This window comes from Roseibium aggregatum (assembly GCF_014692675.1).
Lineage (GTDB): Bacteria > Pseudomonadota > Alphaproteobacteria > Rhizobiales > Stappiaceae > Roseibium > Roseibium aggregatum_C.
In genome coordinates, this window is the sequence record NZ_JABFCZ010000003.1 from 149,627 (window position 1) to 165,889 (window position 16,263).

11 protein-coding genes are annotated in these 16,263 nt (G+C 62.8%); 7 read left to right on the top strand and 4 right to left on the bottom strand.

The genetic code is table 11. From position 1 onward, the window contains the following. Window positions 1–43: 43 nt before the first annotated feature. On the top strand, window positions 44–1,276 hold the full coding sequence (locus HK439_RS03140; RefSeq protein WP_190289909.1) for an alpha/beta fold hydrolase: 1,233 nt from the start codon (window positions 44–46) through the stop codon (window positions 1,274–1,276). Window positions 1,277–1,308: 32 nt separating this feature from the next. On the opposite strand, the gene HK439_RS03145 is transcribed toward HK439_RS03140, so the two are convergent. Beyond that, window positions 1,309–2,388: a DUF2336 domain-containing protein gene (locus tag HK439_RS03145; RefSeq protein WP_190289910.1), complete on the bottom strand. Its 1,080-nt coding sequence runs from the start codon at window positions 2,386–2,388 to the stop codon at window positions 1,309–1,311. Window positions 2,389–2,638: 250 nt separating this feature from the next. Between HK439_RS03145 and HK439_RS03150 the strand changes: the two genes are divergently transcribed. The 6 genes from HK439_RS03150 to HK439_RS03175 all read left to right on the top strand — a co-directional run bounded on the left by HK439_RS03150 (window position 2,639) and on the right by HK439_RS03175 (window position 10,767). Then, complete coding sequence (locus HK439_RS03150) at window positions 2,639–2,893, top strand: hypothetical protein (protein WP_190289911.1); 255 nt, start codon at window positions 2,639–2,641, stop codon at window positions 2,891–2,893. Between the two features lie 27 nt (window positions 2,894–2,920). Beyond that, a complete protein-coding gene (locus tag HK439_RS03155; RefSeq protein WP_209011531.1) occupies window positions 2,921–3,604 on the top strand; it encodes a glutathione S-transferase in 684 nt (227 codons plus the stop codon). Between the two features lie 181 nt (window positions 3,605–3,785). Then, window positions 3,786–5,336 (top strand): Do family serine endopeptidase, encoded by a 1,551-nt coding sequence (locus HK439_RS03160; protein ID WP_190289912.1) that lies wholly within the window; start codon window positions 3,786–3,788, stop codon window positions 5,334–5,336. A 329-nt stretch (window positions 5,337–5,665) separates the two neighbouring features. Then, entirely contained in the window at window positions 5,666–6,352 is a 687-nt protein-coding gene (locus HK439_RS03165; RefSeq protein WP_328804098.1) for a response regulator transcription factor, read from the top strand. Between the two features lie 4 nt (window positions 6,353–6,356). After that, window positions 6,357–7,790: a sensor histidine kinase gene (locus tag HK439_RS03170; protein ID WP_190289913.1), complete on the top strand. Its 1,434-nt coding sequence runs from the start codon at window positions 6,357–6,359 to the stop codon at window positions 7,788–7,790. Continuing rightward, on the top strand, window positions 7,759–10,767 hold the full coding sequence (locus HK439_RS03175) for a bifunctional [glutamine synthetase] adenylyltransferase/[glutamine synthetase]-adenylyl-L-tyrosine phosphorylase (protein WP_190289914.1): 3,009 nt from the start codon (window positions 7,759–7,761) through the stop codon (window positions 10,765–10,767). The genes HK439_RS03170 and HK439_RS03175 overlap by 32 nt, the downstream gene beginning before the upstream one ends. Window positions 10,768–10,774: 7 nt before the next feature. Here HK439_RS03175 and HK439_RS03180 read toward each other — a convergent pair whose 3' ends face one another. The 3 genes from HK439_RS03180 to pepN form a co-directional block, all read right to left on the bottom strand. Then, window positions 10,775–10,867, bottom strand: a complete 93-nt coding sequence (locus tag HK439_RS03180; RefSeq protein WP_209011532.1) for a thioredoxin family protein — start codon at window positions 10,865–10,867, stop codon at window positions 10,775–10,777. A 23-nt stretch (window positions 10,868–10,890) separates the two neighbouring features. Next, window positions 10,891–13,275, bottom strand: coding sequence for an ATP-binding protein (locus HK439_RS03185; protein WP_190289916.1), 2,385 nt, complete (start codon window positions 13,273–13,275; stop codon window positions 10,891–10,893). A 334-nt stretch (window positions 13,276–13,609) separates the two neighbouring features. Next, a complete protein-coding gene (pepN, locus tag HK439_RS03190; protein ID WP_190289917.1) occupies window positions 13,610–16,255 on the bottom strand; it encodes an aminopeptidase N in 2,646 nt (881 codons plus the stop codon). Window positions 16,256–16,263: the final 8 nt, after the last annotated feature.

Sequence of the window (16,263 nt, forward strand, 5' to 3'; positions counted from 1 at the left end):
GAACGAAACCGGCCCCGATAAGGACCAGTCAGGAGAGGATCGAATGTCCGGACGCGCGTTGAAGGTTGAATTCGAAGGCGCTCAAGGCGCCAGACTGGCGGCCCGCCTGGATCTGCCGGCCGGAAAAATCCGCGCATTCGCGCTCTTTGCCCACTGCTTCACCTGTTCCAAGGATATTGCGGCTGCGCGCAACATCGCCGGGCCCCTGACGAAAGAAGCCATCGCCGTCCTGCGTTTCGACTTTACGGGGCTTGGCGGCAGTGGCGGAGATTTCGCCTCCACCGGGTTTTCCACCAACATGGAAGACCTGAAACGGGCAGCGGCCTATCTGAAGGACCATTTCGAGGCGCCGCAACTGCTGATCGGCCATTCCCTGGGCGGGGCCGCTGCGCTTTCGGTCGCTGCCGATCTGCCGGAGGTCCGGGCCGTTGCCACCATCGGTGCGCCCGGCGATGCCGCCCATGTCTTGAAGAGCTTCCATGGCGACCTGGAGACGATCCGCTACAACGGGCAGGGCACCATAGACCTTGCCGGAAGGAGCTTTAAGATCCGCAGGGAATTTCTGGACGAACTGGAAGAACATGCCCTGCACGAGAAGGTCAGGCATCTGAAGAAGGCGCTCCTGGTCCTGCATGCACCGCGTGACGAGGTCGTCGGCATCGACAATGCAACGGAGATCTTTGTCGCGGCCAGGCATCCGAAAAGCTTTGTCTCTCTGGACAACGCCGATCACCTGCTGTCGCGCCCGGAAGATGCGGCCTATGCCGCACGGGTGATCGCCGCCTGGGCGAGCGGCTATCTTGACCCGTCTGAAAAGCCGGAAACGGCTCCGGAAGCCGGACATGTGGAGGTTATGGAGACCGGGCTCGGGAAATACCAGGCGATGATTGCCAGTGGAAAGCATCGTCTGATTGCCGACGAGCCGGAGGGGGTGGGGGGCCTGGATTCCGGCCCGTCACCCTACGACTACCTGTCGGCGGCGCTGGGCGCGTGCACCGTCATGACCCTGCGCATGTATGCCGACCACAAGAACCTGCCGGTGACGAAGATCTCGGCGACCGTACGGCACGGCAAGGTCCATGCGGCCGATTGCAAGGATTGCGGCGAGGACGTCAGGCAGAACGGCGGCCGGATCGACCGGTTCGAGCGCCGGATTGCCATCGAGGGCGACCTCGACGCGGCGACGCGCGCAAGACTGCTTGAAATTGCCGACAAATGCCCGGTTCACAAGACGCTGACGAGCGGAGCGGCCATCGTCACGAAGGCAAGTGGGTAATCGCCTCGAAGGCTCTTCGCCAGCCCTGTGCCTTACGCCGCTCTTTGCTCCAGGGCCTTCAGGCGGACCTTGACGAATCTTAGGACCCTCTGGGAATCCGCCTCCGTCAGAATGCGGTAGTCACTCAGCCATTTCTCCGAGACATTTGCAGGAAGACCGAGAAGCGAGCAGCGGGCCTTGCAGAAGGTGGAAAACTCCGTCTCGCCGATCTCCAGCGCCCTGCACAGGATTGCAATACCGTCGATTTCGGGCCGCAGGATCGCGTTTAAAACGTACTTCTGATCCAGATCGGCGAGTTCTGCCAGGAGATAGGACAGATCCAGTAGGCGGTTGGAGAGCGTGTGTTCGACAAATGCCTTGTCGAGTGTCTTTGTGCCTTTTCTGATTTCTCTTATCGACCCCTTGGTGTCGATCCTGGTGTTCTTCCGCTCCAGCTTGCTTTTCGCGACCAGGTTGCCGGCTTCGTGAAACAGTTCCTCGGCGAGCTTCTCGTTGCTCATGTAGAGGTGGCGCATCTTCTTGCCCTGTTCCTCGGGCAACTGGTCGATCAGACGGTCGAAATGTTCCGGCTTGAGATCGCTGCGGTCGATCATGCTTTCGCGCAGGGTCGGATCCTTCTCCGCGATCTTGACCAGGAATTTCGTTCCCCAGTCGGAGAGTTCGGCTCCAGGGTTGGCTGCCACTGACCTGCGGACCGGCTGCTCACCGCGCTCGATCAGCACATCGGTCAGGCGGGCTGCCAGGTGTTCCCGCTTGGAAATCGCCATAAGGTGCCCCTGGCCCTTGACCTTGGCGAACTGCATCAGGTCATCCAGGGTCAGGACCGTGGAGTACTGCAGCATGTATTTGGAGATGACCAGGTCCTCGTTGGCCAGCTTCAGAACGAGTTCGCGCGGCGTCGTCGGTACTTCGCAAAGCTGTTCGGAGAGCTCTTCCTTGTCCTTGTCTTCCACGAGGTCGACGAGACGGTTCAGTACGCCGTTGAACAATGTGATTTCTTCACTGGAGTATTTTTCCGCACCCATGACGAAAAGGGATGCCATATGACCCATGAGCTCGCGACGCTTGTCGCTGCTGCTTTCTTTGGCGAGGTCAACAAGTGAAGTAAGCATAGAGATCCTGCCCGGTTTTCCGATGCCTGATTATTAGAAAAATATCTTTAATTTGACCTAATGTAATGATCGAAAGGTCGTAGTAGTTTTGCATACGTTGTGATTTTTGGAAGAATTTATTGTAAAAAATGCGGATATTCAAAACGGTTATTTTGAATGCTGATGATCTTCTGGAAGCAGAAACGGATATCTGGCAGGGCGACGTGTCTGCTTTGCTCTCCGTTGAAAGGAACCCCGAGGGAGAAGGATCATGTCCGTCGCATCGGCAATTGAGATCATGAGCGGATTTTCGCCAGGGCATTTGGCTGGATACCGGCAGTCGTCTCTCGATGGTATCGAAGCAGACGAAGCAGACGAAGCAGACGAAGCGGATGGAATGACCGATTGCCCTGAGATGCCGGCCGCTCATGACGATCTCCCGAATGCGCGCGACGAAAACGATATTGGATCATCCCGCAACCCGCGCGCTGAACCGGAAAAATCAGATGACGAGCAATCGCGGTGATGTTCGCACTTGACGGACGGGGAGGCGATGGCCGACATCGGGTCCATGTCCGCTTTGCCAGTTCTCTACTCCTTCCGCCGCTGCCCCTATGCCATGCGTGCACGCCTGGCGGTGCTTGCAAGTGCCACACCGGTGGAACTGCGCGAGATCGTGCTGCGCGACAAGGCGCCGGAATTCCTGGCCGCCTCTCCGTCTGCGACCGTGCCCTGCCTGGTCACCGGCGAAGGGGAGGTTGTCGACGAAAGCCTGGACATCATGCTGTGGGCGCTGCGGCGGCACGACCCCGAACGCTGGCTGGCCCCCGATGCGGCCGCGCTTCAGGACATGCTGGCGCTGATCGGCGAGATCGACGGGCCTTTCAAGCTTCATCTCGATCGCTACAAATACGACACCCGGTATCCCGACGCTGTCCGTGAACAGGAAAGAGCCGGTGCGTCCCGGTACCTGATGGCGTTGAATGACCGGCTTGCCGCCATGCCATGGCTGTTCGGTTCGCGGCCGTCCCTGGCCGATTACGCCATCCTGCCCTTCGTCCGCCAGTTCGCCAATACGGACCGCGCCTGGTTCGATGAGCAGGACTGGCCGAACCTCCTGCGCCTGCTTCAGGACTTCGAGGCCTCCGACCGCTTCGCCGCCATCATGGTGAAATTCGAAAGATGGCAGGCCGGGGCCGTGCCGGCGGTTTTCGGCGGTCCGCCTGCCGGCGGGTGAAACGGCGCGCCGGAGCGGTTCCGATTGCATCGTCCACCGCTCGGCCAACCTTACGAAGGTTTAATCTTCCCGACAGACGCCTGTAAGGCAGGCATCCCTATCTTCAATCGTGACACGGCAGGGAGTTCCCCCGCGTACCTGCCGGCAATCTGATCCGTCAGTCACGAGAGGAAGAAGTAAGATGCAAAAACAGTCCCCCGAAACCGGCAAGGTTATTTCCTGGCGTGCGCGCCGTGCCGGCCTGCTGGCAGGCGCCATGGCGCTCGGCGTTGCCGGCGTGCTCACCGCCCAGACCGCCATTCCGAACCAGGCAGCACTGGCCGATCCGGTCAAGGTCGAAAGCGCCGGTCCGGTCGACTTCACCAACGTCGTCAAGGCCGTTCAGCCTGCGGTTGTCAGCGTCCGCGTCAAGGAGGAAATCCAGCCGCAGATGATGGGCTTCAACGGTAACGGCAACAGCGGCAACTTCGATGACTTCTTCAACAGCCTGCCGAAGGATTCGCCGCTGCGTCGTTTCTTCAAGGATTTCGGCGGCCAGGGACAGAGCGAAGGCAAAACGCCGCCGCGCAGGCATCAGTACGGTATGGCCCAGGGCTCCGGCTTCTTCATCACCGAAGACGGTTATCTGGTGACCAACCACCATGTGATCGACAATGGTACCGAATTCACGGTCATCGACAATGACGGCAAGGAATACAGCGCCAAGCTGGTCGGCGCCGACAAGCGCACCGACCTGGCGCTCCTGAAGGTCGATTCGGACCACAAGTTCACCTATGTGAAGTTCGCCGACGACGCGCCGCAGGTGGGTGAGTGGGTCGTTGCCATCGGCAACCCGTTCGGCCTCGGCGGCAGTGTCACCGCAGGGATCGTCTCCGCCCGCGGCCGTGATATCGGCGCAGGCCCCTACGACGATTTCATCCAGATCGACGCGCCCGTGAACCGCGGCAACTCCGGCGGTCCGGCCTTCAACATGAAGGGTGAGGTGATCGGTGTGAACGCCGCCATCTTCTCGCCGTCGGGCGGCAACGTCGGGATCGCCTTCGCTATCCCTGCCTCCACGGCAAGCGGCGTCATCGCGGATCTTGAGCACGGCGGCAAGGTTGTCCGCGGCTGGCTCGGCGTACAGATCCAGCCGGTGACCGACGATATCGCCGAAAGCCTCGACCTGAAGGATACCCACGGTGCCCTGGTCGCCCAGGTTCAGGACGACAGCCCGGCGAAAGCGGCTGGCCTTCAGACCGGCGATACCATCCTGTCCGTTGACGGCAAGAGCATCAAGGATCCGCGCGAACTGTCCCGCGTGATCGCGGCCTACGATCCGGATACGGAAGTGAAGGTATCCCTGTGGCGTGACGGTCAGCAAAAGGATGTCGAGGTCAAGCTCGGCCGTCTGAGCGATACCGCCAGCGCCGACACCCCGGCGAGCCAGGTCGAGCCGTCCAAGGCGACCCTCGATGATCTGGGCCTTGCCCTGACGACCGCCAAGGAAGCCGGTATGGACGGTGACGGCGTGGTCATCGCCGACGTCAACCCGGACGGTCCGGCCGCCGACAAGCAGCTCAATCAGGGCGACCGGATCCTGGAAGTGGCGGGCCAGAAGGTCTCCACGCCTGAGGATGTGGTCGCGGCGATCGACGCAGCGAAGAAGGACGGCCGCAAGGCGGTTCTGTTCCGGGTGGAACGTGGCGACAACTCCCGCTTCGTGGCCCTGCCGATGAAGAAGGTCGGCTAAGCGAAGCAAGTACCCCGTTAGACACGGCCGGCTGATCCCCCTCTGCCCCCCGCAATCGGCCGTGTCGCACCAGCTGGCGGCAGCCCGGACCTTCCGGACTTGCCGCCAGCCGCGTCTTTGGCATTTGCCACTACTGCCTAGTCACCCGAATCTGAAGTTCGTCTCAATTCTCGGAATACTCTGAACGAACTTTAGATTCAAAAGGGTGACTAGCAAGCATATGTTTCTATTGTGGTTTTCTAATTTGAAATACGCTCTGACGGTTGTTGCTGAAATGAGGCGTATTTCAAATTAACCACACTAGCGCCATTCTTCTGTAAAAGGAGGTCATGTTGCGGATTCTCATCATTGAAGACGATGCCGAGGCCTCGGCCTATCTGGCCAAGGGTCTGAAAGAGCTGGGTCACCTGGCGGATCAGGCCGCCGACGGCGAAGCCGGTCTCGAACTTGCCATGTCGAGCACCTACGACGTTCTGATCGTCGACCGGATGTTGCCCAAGCGCGACGGGCTGTCGGTGATCGAGACACTGCGCAAGGCCGGAAACCACACGCCGGTGCTGATCCTGTCGGCCCTTGGACAGGTCGACGACCGGGTCAAGGGGCTGAAAGCCGGCGGCGATGACTATCTGCCCAAGCCCTATGCCTTTACCGAGCTGCTGGCGCGCATCGAGGCCCTGTCCCGGCGCCCGAAGGCGGGTGCGGAAGTGGAGACGACCTATCAGGTGGGAGACCTCGTCCTCGACCGCCTGTCCCATACCTGCAGGCGCGGTGAAGAGGATATCCCGCTGCAGCCGCGGGAATTCCGCCTGCTGGAATATCTCATGCAGCATGCCGGCCAGGTGGTGACCCGCACCATGCTTTTGGAAAACGTCTGGGAATATCATTTCGATCCCCAGACCAACGTCATCGACGTGCACATCTCGCGGCTGAGAGGCAAGATCGACAAGGGCTTCGACGTGCCGCTGCTGCATACCATCCGCGGTGCCGGGTACACGATCCGTGACGCGTCTAGCTAGAATAATGCGCACGACAGCCTTCAAGCTGTCGCTGCTCTATATTGCGGTCTTCACCGGACTGTCCGGCTTTCTGCTGGTCTATATCTCGCGCAACACCAATCAGCTGATGGCGACCCAGGTCGTGCAGACCGTGGACGCGGAAATTTCCGGCCTGGCCGACGAATACGTCCGCGGCGGCGTCCGCGCCGTCGTGGAAAGCATCGACCGCCGGGCGCGCCGTCCGGACGCAAGCCTTTATCTCCTGACCGATTTCGCCGGCCTGACCATCGCCGGCAACATTGCCCGGCTGCCGACGGTTGTTCTGGATGAGACCGATGGCGATATCCGCCGGGTGAAATATGCCCGCGTGGAGCCCGGCGGCGAGGTTCAGCGCGAAGCGCTGGTGCGCACGTTCGAACTGCGCGGCGGTTACCGGCTGCTGGTCGGCCGCGATCTCGGCGAGCAGCAGCGTTTCTCCGGCCTTCTGGGCGAGGCGCTGCGCCTCTGGCTCGGCGTGGTCGTGGTCATGGCGGTGATCACCTGGCTTTTCGTCAGCCGCCGGGTGCTGAAACGCATCGACGGCATTGCCGCCACCAGCCAGACCATCATGCACGGCAACTTGTCCGGCCGCCTGCCGGTTGCCGGAAACGGCGACGAATTCGACCGGCTGGCAACCAATCTGAACGAGATGCTCGACCGCATCGAACTCCTGATGCAGGGCATGAAGGACGTCTCCGACAACATCGCACATGACCTGAAGACCCCGCTGACCCGGCTGCGCACCCGCGTGGAAACCGCGCTGCGCGAGGCAAAGACGGATGAGGACTACCGCTCGGCCCTCGATGCGACCCTGGAGGACAGCGACACCCTGATCCGCATCTTCGACGCGCTGTTGCGGATCGCCCGTGTCGAGGCGATGGCCCCGGAATCGGGCATGGACGATGTCGATCTGAAGGCATTGGTCGAGGAAATGGCGGAGCTTTACGAACCCGTGGTGGAGGACGAGGGCGGGCGTCTGGAGGTTCAGGTCTCCGACGCCGTCATGGCCCGCTGCAACCGGGAACTCGTCGCCCAGGCCCTCGTCAATCTGATCGAAAATGCGCTTAAATACGGCAAGCCCGCCGAGGGCGACCTCGTGATCTCCATCAAGGCCGAACGGCAGGAGGATCGTATTCTCCTCAACGTGTCGGACAACGGGTCCGGCATTCCGGCGGAAGATGCCGACCGGGTGCGCCGGCGGTTCGTGCGTCTCGACGCGAGCCGCAGCGCGCCGGGCTACGGTCTGGGCCTCAGCCTGGTCAATGCGGTTGCCCGCTTGCACGGCGGTTCGCTGGTCCTGCAGGATGCGGAGCCGGGACTGTCGGCCGGCATCGATTTGAAATGGGCCGGAGAACCGGGGGATAAAAACGGGGGGGACAAGAACGCGCATGACGAGCAACCAGGAAGCCAGCCAGGCTGAAGAGAATGCGGCGATCCTCTGCGACCGGTTGACGGTTATCCCCCGGGCGCTGGAGCCTGAGCGGGCCGGCCTGTTTCTGGATGATCTTCTGGAGAAGGCCGACCGGAGCGAGGAGGCTGCCGGTCTGCGGGCGTTGCTGGACGCCCGTGACGACGTTCGCACCTGTATCCTCGGCATTTTCGCGAATTCCGCCTATCTGCGCGACCTGATGCTTGCCGATCCGGTGCGGCTGATCCGGATCCTGAACGATCCGCCGGAAGTGCGTATCGCCCGCCTGATCGAAGGCGCACGCACCGCTGCCGCGGAAACCGAAGCCGATCTGATGCGCGACCTGCGCCACCTGAAACACGACCTGGCCCTGACGCTCGGGATCGCCGACATCGGCGGCGCCATCGGCCTCGATCAGGTGACCGGCGCGCTTGCCGGGTTTGCCGATGCGGCGCTGACCGCCTGTATCCGCTTCTGCCTGACCGATCTCGCGGCAAAAGGCAAATTCGAGCCGAAAGACCCCGAACATCCGGAAGTGGACTCCGGTTTCATCGTTCTCGCCATGGGCAAGCATGGCGCCAACGAGCTGAATTACTCTTCCGATATCGACCTGATCGTTCTCTACGACCCTTACAAGGCGCCGATCGCCGGCAATGCGGAAGCGCCGGTGGAATTCGTGCGCCTGACCCGGCGGCTGGTGAAGATGATGCAGGACCGCACCGCCGATGGTTACATCTTCCGCACCGACCTGCGCCTGCGTCCCGACCCGGGCGCCACACCGCTTGCCATGTCGGTGCCGGCGGCCTTGTCCTATTACGAATCCCTCGGCCAGAACTGGGAGCGGGCGGCGCTGATCAAGGCGCGCCCCTGTGCCGGCGATATCCCCGCCGGCGAGGCGTTCCTGAAGGAGATCGTCCCCTTCATCTGGCGCAAGTATCTCGATTTCGCAGCCATTGCAGATGTGCAGTCGATCAAGCGCCAGATCCACATGCACAAGGGCCACGGCAAGATCGCCGTTGCCGGCCACAACGTGAAGCTCGGCCGCGGCGGCATCCGCGAAGTCGAATTCTTCGTCCAGACCCAGCAGCTCATTGCCGGCGGCCGCAATCCGGCGCTGCGCGGCCGGCGGACGCTCGACATGCTCGACGGTCTGCTGGAGGCCGGCTGGATCAAGGAGGACGCCCGCGACGAACTCAACGAGGCCTATGTCTTCCTGCGCTCTGTCGAACACCGCATCCAGATGCTCAACGATGAGCAGACCCAGTTGCTGCCCAAGGACAACGAAGGCCTGACCAAGGTCGCCTTTCTGATGGGCTTTGAAACCCTAGGGGCGTTCGAGGAAGCTCTCTTAAAGCGGCTGCAGACCGTACAGGGCCACTATGCCGGCCTGTTCGAAGACGAACCGGAACTGGCCTCCAACCTGGGCAATCTGGTCTTTACCGGCGACGACCACGACCCGGACACGCTGGAGACGCTCTCACAGCTCGGCTACAAGCAGCCGTCGGAGGCGGCCAATATCATCAAGTCCTGGCATTTCGGCCGTTATCCGGCGACCCGCTCCACCAAGGCGCGCGAACGGCTGACCGAACTGCACCCGGTGCTGATCACGGCACTTGCGGAGACCGACAACGCGGATGCGGCGCTGAGGGCCTTCGACAGTTTTCTAGGGAAACTGCCGGCGGGCGTGCAGCTCTTTTCCCTGCTCAAGTCCAACCCGCAACTCCTGACCCTGCTTGCCACGGTGATGGGCTCCGCGCCGCGCCTGGCGGAAACCGTGTCGCGCCGGATCCATGTGCTCGACACGGTGCTCGATCCGGCCTTCTTCGGCGCCATGCCGAGTGTCGACGAATTCCGCGAAGGTCTGGACCGGACCCTGGCCCTGGCGCGTTACTACGAGGAGGCGCTCGACCGCGCGCGGATCTTCGCCCAGGAACAGCAGTTCCTGATCGGCCTCAGGCTCATCTCCGATACGCTGGGCGCCGATAAGGTCGGTTTCGCGCTGGCCCGCCTGGCCGAAGTCGTGGTCGACCGGGTGCTGGCCCGCGTCGTCGATCACGTCGCCGAAAGCCACGGTGTGGTGCCGGGTGGAAACCACGCGGTGCTTGCCATGGGCAAGCTCGGCGGCCGGGAAATGACCGCCGCCTCCGACCTCGACCTGATCCTGCTCTACGAGGCGCCGGCCGACGCCAAGCAGTCCGATGGCGGGCGCCCTCTGGCGATCTCGCAATATTACATCCGCCTGACCCAGCGGCTGGTGACGGCGCTGAGCGCCCCGACCGCCGAGGGCAGCCTCTATGAGGTCGATTTCCGCCTGCGCCCCTCCGGCAACGCCGGTCCGCTCGCCACCAATCTGGACGGCTTCGTCGCCTATCAGAACAAGGAGGCCTGGACCTGGGAGCACATGGCGCTGACCCGCGCCCGGGTCATCAGCAGTTCATCCCAGGCCTTCGAGGACAAGATCGACACCCTCCTGCGCGAAACCCTGGCCACCAAGCGGGACAAGGCGAAACTCGCCGACGACGTCCGCTCCATGCGCGCCCGGATCGAAAAGGAAAAGGGCACAAAAGAGGTCTGGGACCTGAAGCAGGCAGCCGGCGGACTGGTCGATATCGAGTTCCTCGCCCAGTTCCTGCAACTGGCCCATGCCCATGACCATCCGGAAGTCCTGGCCCAGGGCACGGAAGACGCCCTTGAAAACCTGCGTGCGGCGAAGCTCCTGGAACCGGGGGACGCCGACCTGCTCCTGCAGGCGCTCCGCCTCTATCACCGCCTGACCCAGGTGCTCCGGATGGCGCTGTCGGGCAAATTCACCGCCGCCGAGGCCCCGCGCGGCGTCATCGACCTCCTCACCCGCGCCGGCGGCGCCCCAAACCTCGCCCACCTCGAACTGGAACTCGCCGATATCCAGAAATCGGTCCGGGCGAAGTTCGAGGAGATCGTCGGCAAGGTGGAGATGGGGGAGGGGGCTGAAAAGGCGTCGGGGACCTGAGATCCAATCACCCCGCCAGCCAGGCTTCCAGCTTCTTCCCGTCCGGCAGGCCGCCCGAGTGAACCAGCTTGCGGTCAATCGCTATGCCCGGGGTGGACATCACGCCGGCCATGGCGATGGCGCTCAGAGCAGTTCCGCTTGCGCCGGAACGGAGGTGCTGGAGGCCGCCAGGGTGAAGCTGACGGTCGTGCCCTTGGAGACTTCGGAAGCAATCTCCAGTTCGCCACCGTGCAGCTCGATCAGCGAGCGGGCGATGGCGAGGCCGAGGCCGGAGCCCTTGTGGGACTTGGTGAACTGGTTTTCCACCTGGACGAACGGTTTGGCGAGGCGCTCGATGTCGGCTTCGGCAATGCCGATACCGGTGTCCTCGATGGTAAAGCGGATCCGTTCGTCGGTCTGTTCGGCGGTCAGCGCCACCATGCCGCTTTCCGGGGTGAACTTGACCGCGTTGGCGAGCAGGTTGAGCAGGATCTGCTTCAGCGCCCGGCGGTCGCCGCGAACCGTCAGGTCCTCTGCCACGTCGCAGCTGACCGTGATCGCCTTTTCGGCTGCGGCGGCGGTGATGATCCGGGCCGCATCGGCGGCTGCCTCGGCCGCATTGATATCCTCGGCGGCAATGGACATGCGTCCGGCCTCGATCTTCGACATATCGAGAATGTCATTGATCACATTGAGGAGATGCGTGCCGCTTTCGTGAATGTCGCGGCTGTATTCGGCGTAGCGCTCGCCGCCGAGCGGGCCGAACATTTCCTGGGTCATGATGTCGGAGAAGCCGATGATCGCGTTGAGCGGGGTTCGCAGTTCGTGCGAGATATTGGCCAGGAATTCCGACTTCGCCTTGTTGGCCTCTTCCGCCTTGGTCTTTTCGTGGGCGTATTTGTCGGCCAGTTCGACAAGCTGCTGCGCCTGGACTTCGAGCGTCTGCCGGGACTTGCGCAGGTCGGTGATCGTCGCCTTCAGCTTGCGCTCGCTGTCCATCAGCTTTTCTTCGTGGCGCTTGAGCGCGGTGATGTCGGTACCGACGGAAACGAAGCCGCCGTCCTTGGTGCGGCGCTCGGAAATCTGCAGCCAGCGGCCGTCATCGAGCTGGACCTCGTAGCTGCCGTCGGCCGTTCCGTCCCGCTGGCTGACGGTCATCGCCTGCGGCGCGATCTGGGTGTTGGCCGCGGCGCTCATCACGTCCTGATAGGGCGTGCCCGGCTTGATGACGTTCGCCGGCAGGCCGTGCAGGGCCTGGTAATTGGAATTGCAGATCACCAGCTCGTTGCGGGCGTTCCACAAGACGAAGGCTTCGGAAATGGTCTCGATGGCATCGCGCAGGCGCAGGTCCGCGGTGCGGCTCTGTTCGGCGAGTTCATGCTGCTCGGTGACGTCGATGCAGATGCCGATCAGGTGCGGTTCGCTGCGCCCCGGCTCGCGCTGGATTTCGCCGCGGGCGCGCAGCCACACCCAATTGCCGTCCTGATGGCGCATGCGGAACATCTGGTCGATCATGGTCTCGCCGCTCTGCAGCAGGTGCTCGGCCAGGGCCAGCAGATCGACGTCGTCCGGGTGGGCGATCGCGTTGACTTCGGAAAAGCTCAGGATGTCGTCCTTGGGCTCGCGCCCGAGCAACTCGTAAAGCGAGGCGGACCAGAACATCCGGCCGCGCGACAGGTCCCAGTCGAACAGGCCGCAGCGGCCGTGGGTCAGGGCGGTGTCGATCCGGCCCCTGGTCGCCGCATACATCTCGTCGGCCTGTTCGGCGCGGGTGGCCTGGGCGAAGAAGGCGTAGATCAGGACCAGTAGAACGGAGGCGGTGCCGACGAACAGCGTCACATTGGCCGACACGTCCGCATGCCAGTCGGCGTAGATGTCCTCTTCCGGCTGCAGCACGGCAATCATGCCGAGGCGGCCGTCCAGGTGATGCACCGTGGCCATCGTGTCCTCGCCGACACCGCTTCTCAGGAGCGCGGCCTTCACGGTAAGCACGCCTGCGCGGGCGCCGAACACGGTGAGCGGCTGCGACGCGCTGAAGATGTCGGTGATCTGCATCCCTTCGAGCATCGGCTGCAGCGGCGCGCTGGCGACGATGGTGCCGTCCTTGTCGGCGACGAGGATGGTGCGTCCGTTGCTGGTGGCCCCGGCCGGCAGGCTGTCGGCCAGCACGCGCTGCAGCGCCGAGCGGTAGCCGAGTTCGGGAAGGTTGGTTTCCTCGCTGGCCAGGTGAGAGGAGATCACGGTGGCGGTCAGGGCGATTTCGTCGCGTGCCTGACGTTCGGTCGCCTGATGGTCGTAATAGAGCTCAAGGCTCCGGTAGACCGCCAGGCTGGCGATGAAGACCAGGCAGAGGGCCGGGATCAGCCGGCGCATGAACGGTTCGGACCGCAGCAGGCGCTGATAGGTGGGTTCGGCGAGCAGGCGCAGGTGGCCGGTCAGCGATTTGCGGTCGCCGTTCTGGCCAAGAAGCTGTCCCCTGATTTGGGCAAGGCGTCGCATGGACGCGCTGCCGGCAAATGCCCGCGCCATCGGAAAGGTGTCCCGAATGTTTGTGATTTCCCCGTTCAGGCGAATTCTGTCGCCCGAATCACTTTCATTTGAATCCAGCTTTCGGGATTTGTCCAGAGGCTTTGAAGAAAAAAATGGTTAACGGATCAAGCAGTTGAACGGCTTTACGTTAACCTTTTCCAGTCACCCGGATCTGAAGTTCGTCTTACTTCTCAGTTAGCTCAGAACGAACTTCAGATTCAAAGGTGTGACTGGCAAGTATATGCTTCTGGTGTGGTTTTCGAATTTGAAATACGCGCAGGCGGTTGCTGCAGAAACAAGGCGTATTTCAAATTCACCACACCCGTATAGCCAACTATTGCAGGCATCTGTCGGCGATATCCTGGCTGTCGCGGGACAGATTATCGGCCTCCGAGATGCGCAAAAGCGCCGCTTCCGCAAGGGCCGCACGTGCCGGTTCATAGGCGCGCCAGGAGCGGAAGCACGTCAAAAGCCGGGACGCCACCTGCGGATTGCGCGCGTCGAGCGTCAGCACATTGTCGGCGACGAAATCGAAGCCCTTGCCGTCGCTCCGGCCGAACTGGGTAGGGTTGCCCGTGGCAAAGGCGTGAATGAGGGACCGGGCCCGGTTGGGGTTGGAAATGTCGTAAAGCGGGTCGGCGGTCAGCGCCTTGACCTTCTCCAGCCCGTCGGGGAGAGGGGCGGTGGCCTGAACCATGAACCATTTGTCCATGGCAAGCGACATTTTCTCGTAGCGCTTGCGATAATCGCGCAGCGCCTCTTCCGCCCCGGCGAGCCCCTGATGGACCAGCACGGTCAGCGCCGCCAGCAGGTCCGTCATGTTGGTCGCGTCATGATAGCGCCGTTCGATGAGCGCTTCCGCCGTATCGGCTCCGCTCAGCGCATAATAGGACAGTGCCCGGTTGGCGAGAGCCCGCCGGCCCGCAGAGGCGGCATCCGGCGAAAACGCCGTTTCCCCTTCCGTTTCTTCTGCGAGCGTCAGGAACGTATCGGCATGGGCTCTGGCCACGGCTTCGCGCAGGGCGTTGCGGGCGCCGTGGATCGCGTCCGGATCCACGTCGCGGCCGATATCGCGGGCAATGTCGGCTTCGCCCGGAAGATCGAGCACCTGCGCCTTGAAGGCAGGATCCAGTTCGCGGTCGGCGAGAATAGCGCCGAAAGCGGTCACCAGCGCCCCGTCCGCTTCCGGCTTGCGGCCGGCACGGATATCGGATGTCAGCTGGATCAGGTCGCGGCTGGCGAGCGACTGGACCGCCTGCCAGCGGTTGAACGGATCGCTGTCGTGGCTCGCCTGGAACAGGAGGTCGTCGGTGGTCTGGTGGAACTCGAGGCGAACCGGTGCGGAAAACCCGCGCAGCAGGGAGACCACCGGCCGGTTCGGGACGTCCGAGAAGGTCACCTTCTGGGTTCCCTCTTCGAGCACCAGAACGTCGTCCTGCACCTTCGCGCCGGTGACCCGGCCAAGGGGCATGTCGGAGCCGTTCGGGCCGATCAGGCCGAAGCGGATCGGAATGACCGACGGATCGGCCTTGTCCTGGCCCGGCAGCGGCGGGATCGCCTGGGAGAGTTCGAGCGTCAGCTCGCGCGCCGTCTTGTCGTAATGGCTCTTGACCTCGACATGCGGCGTGCCCGCCTGGTCGTACCAGCGGGCGAACTGGCCGAGATCCGTCGCCGTTGCTTCCGAAAAGCAGGTCAGGAAGGCCTCGATGGTGGTCGCCTCGCCGTCGTGACGCTGGAAATAGAGATCGATGCCGGCGCGAAAGCCGTCGTCACCGAGCAGCGTTTTCAGCATGCGCACGACTTCCGCGCCCTTTTCGTAGACGGTCGCCGTGTAGAAGTTGTTGATCTCCCGGTAGCTCTGCGGGCGGACCGGGTGGGCGAGCGGTCCGGCGTCCTCGGGGAACTGATGGGATTTCAGGAGCCTGATGTCGCCAATGCGCTTCACCGGCCGGGAGCGCTGGTCGGAGGAGAATTCCTGGTCGCGGAAGACGGTCAGGCCTTCCTTCAGGCACAACTGGAACCAGTCGCGGCAGGTGATGCGGTTGCCGGTCCAGTTGTGGAAGTATTCGTGGGCGATCACGGCCTCGATATTGGCGTAGTCCTGATCGGTCGCGGTCTGCGGATCGGCCAGCACGTACTTGTCGTTGAAGACATTGAGGCCCTTGTTCTCCATCGCGCCCATGTTGAAGTCGGAGACGGCGACGATGTTGAACACGTCGAGATCGTATTCGCAGCCGAACACCTCCTCGTCCCATTTCATGGAGCGCTTGAGGGAATCCATCGCCCAACCGCACCACGGCTCGCGACCGTGTTCGACATAGATCTTCAGGTCGACCTTCCGGCCCGAGCACGTGGTGAACGTGTCGGCCACATGGCCGAGATCGCCGGCGACCAGCGCAAACAGATAGGAGGGCTTGGGGAACGGGTCGTGCCAGACCGCAAAATGCCGGTCGGTGCCTTCGATGTCGCCGGCCGCCACCGGGTTGCCGTTGCCGAGCAGGACCGGGGCTTCCGACTTCCGCGCCTCGATCCGGGTGGTATAGACGGCAAGCACGTCCGGGCGGTCGAGGAAATAGGTGATCCGGCGGAAGCCTTCCGCCTCGCACTGGGTGCAATAGGTGCCGGACGAGCGGTAAAGCCCCATCAGCTCGGTATTGGCATCCGGATCGATGGTGGTGCGGATTTCCAGTTCGAACGGGTTTTCCGGCGGTTTTCTGATTTCCAGCCGGTCCGGCGTCGCCGTATAGGCGTCGTCGCTTAAGGGGAAGCCGTCAAGCGCCAGGCCTGCAAGCGCCAGCCCGTCACCGTCCAGCACCAGCGGGGTGCCGGGGGTTGTGCCTTCCTGGCGGCGTACGGACAGCCGGGCCGTGACCGTCGTTGCCTTGGGGGCAAGGCGGAAGTTGAGGTCGACCTTGTCGATCAGGTAGGGCGCGGGTGTGTAGTCGTCCAGGCGAATGACTGGGGCCGCTTCCGGGCGCATGGGAATCT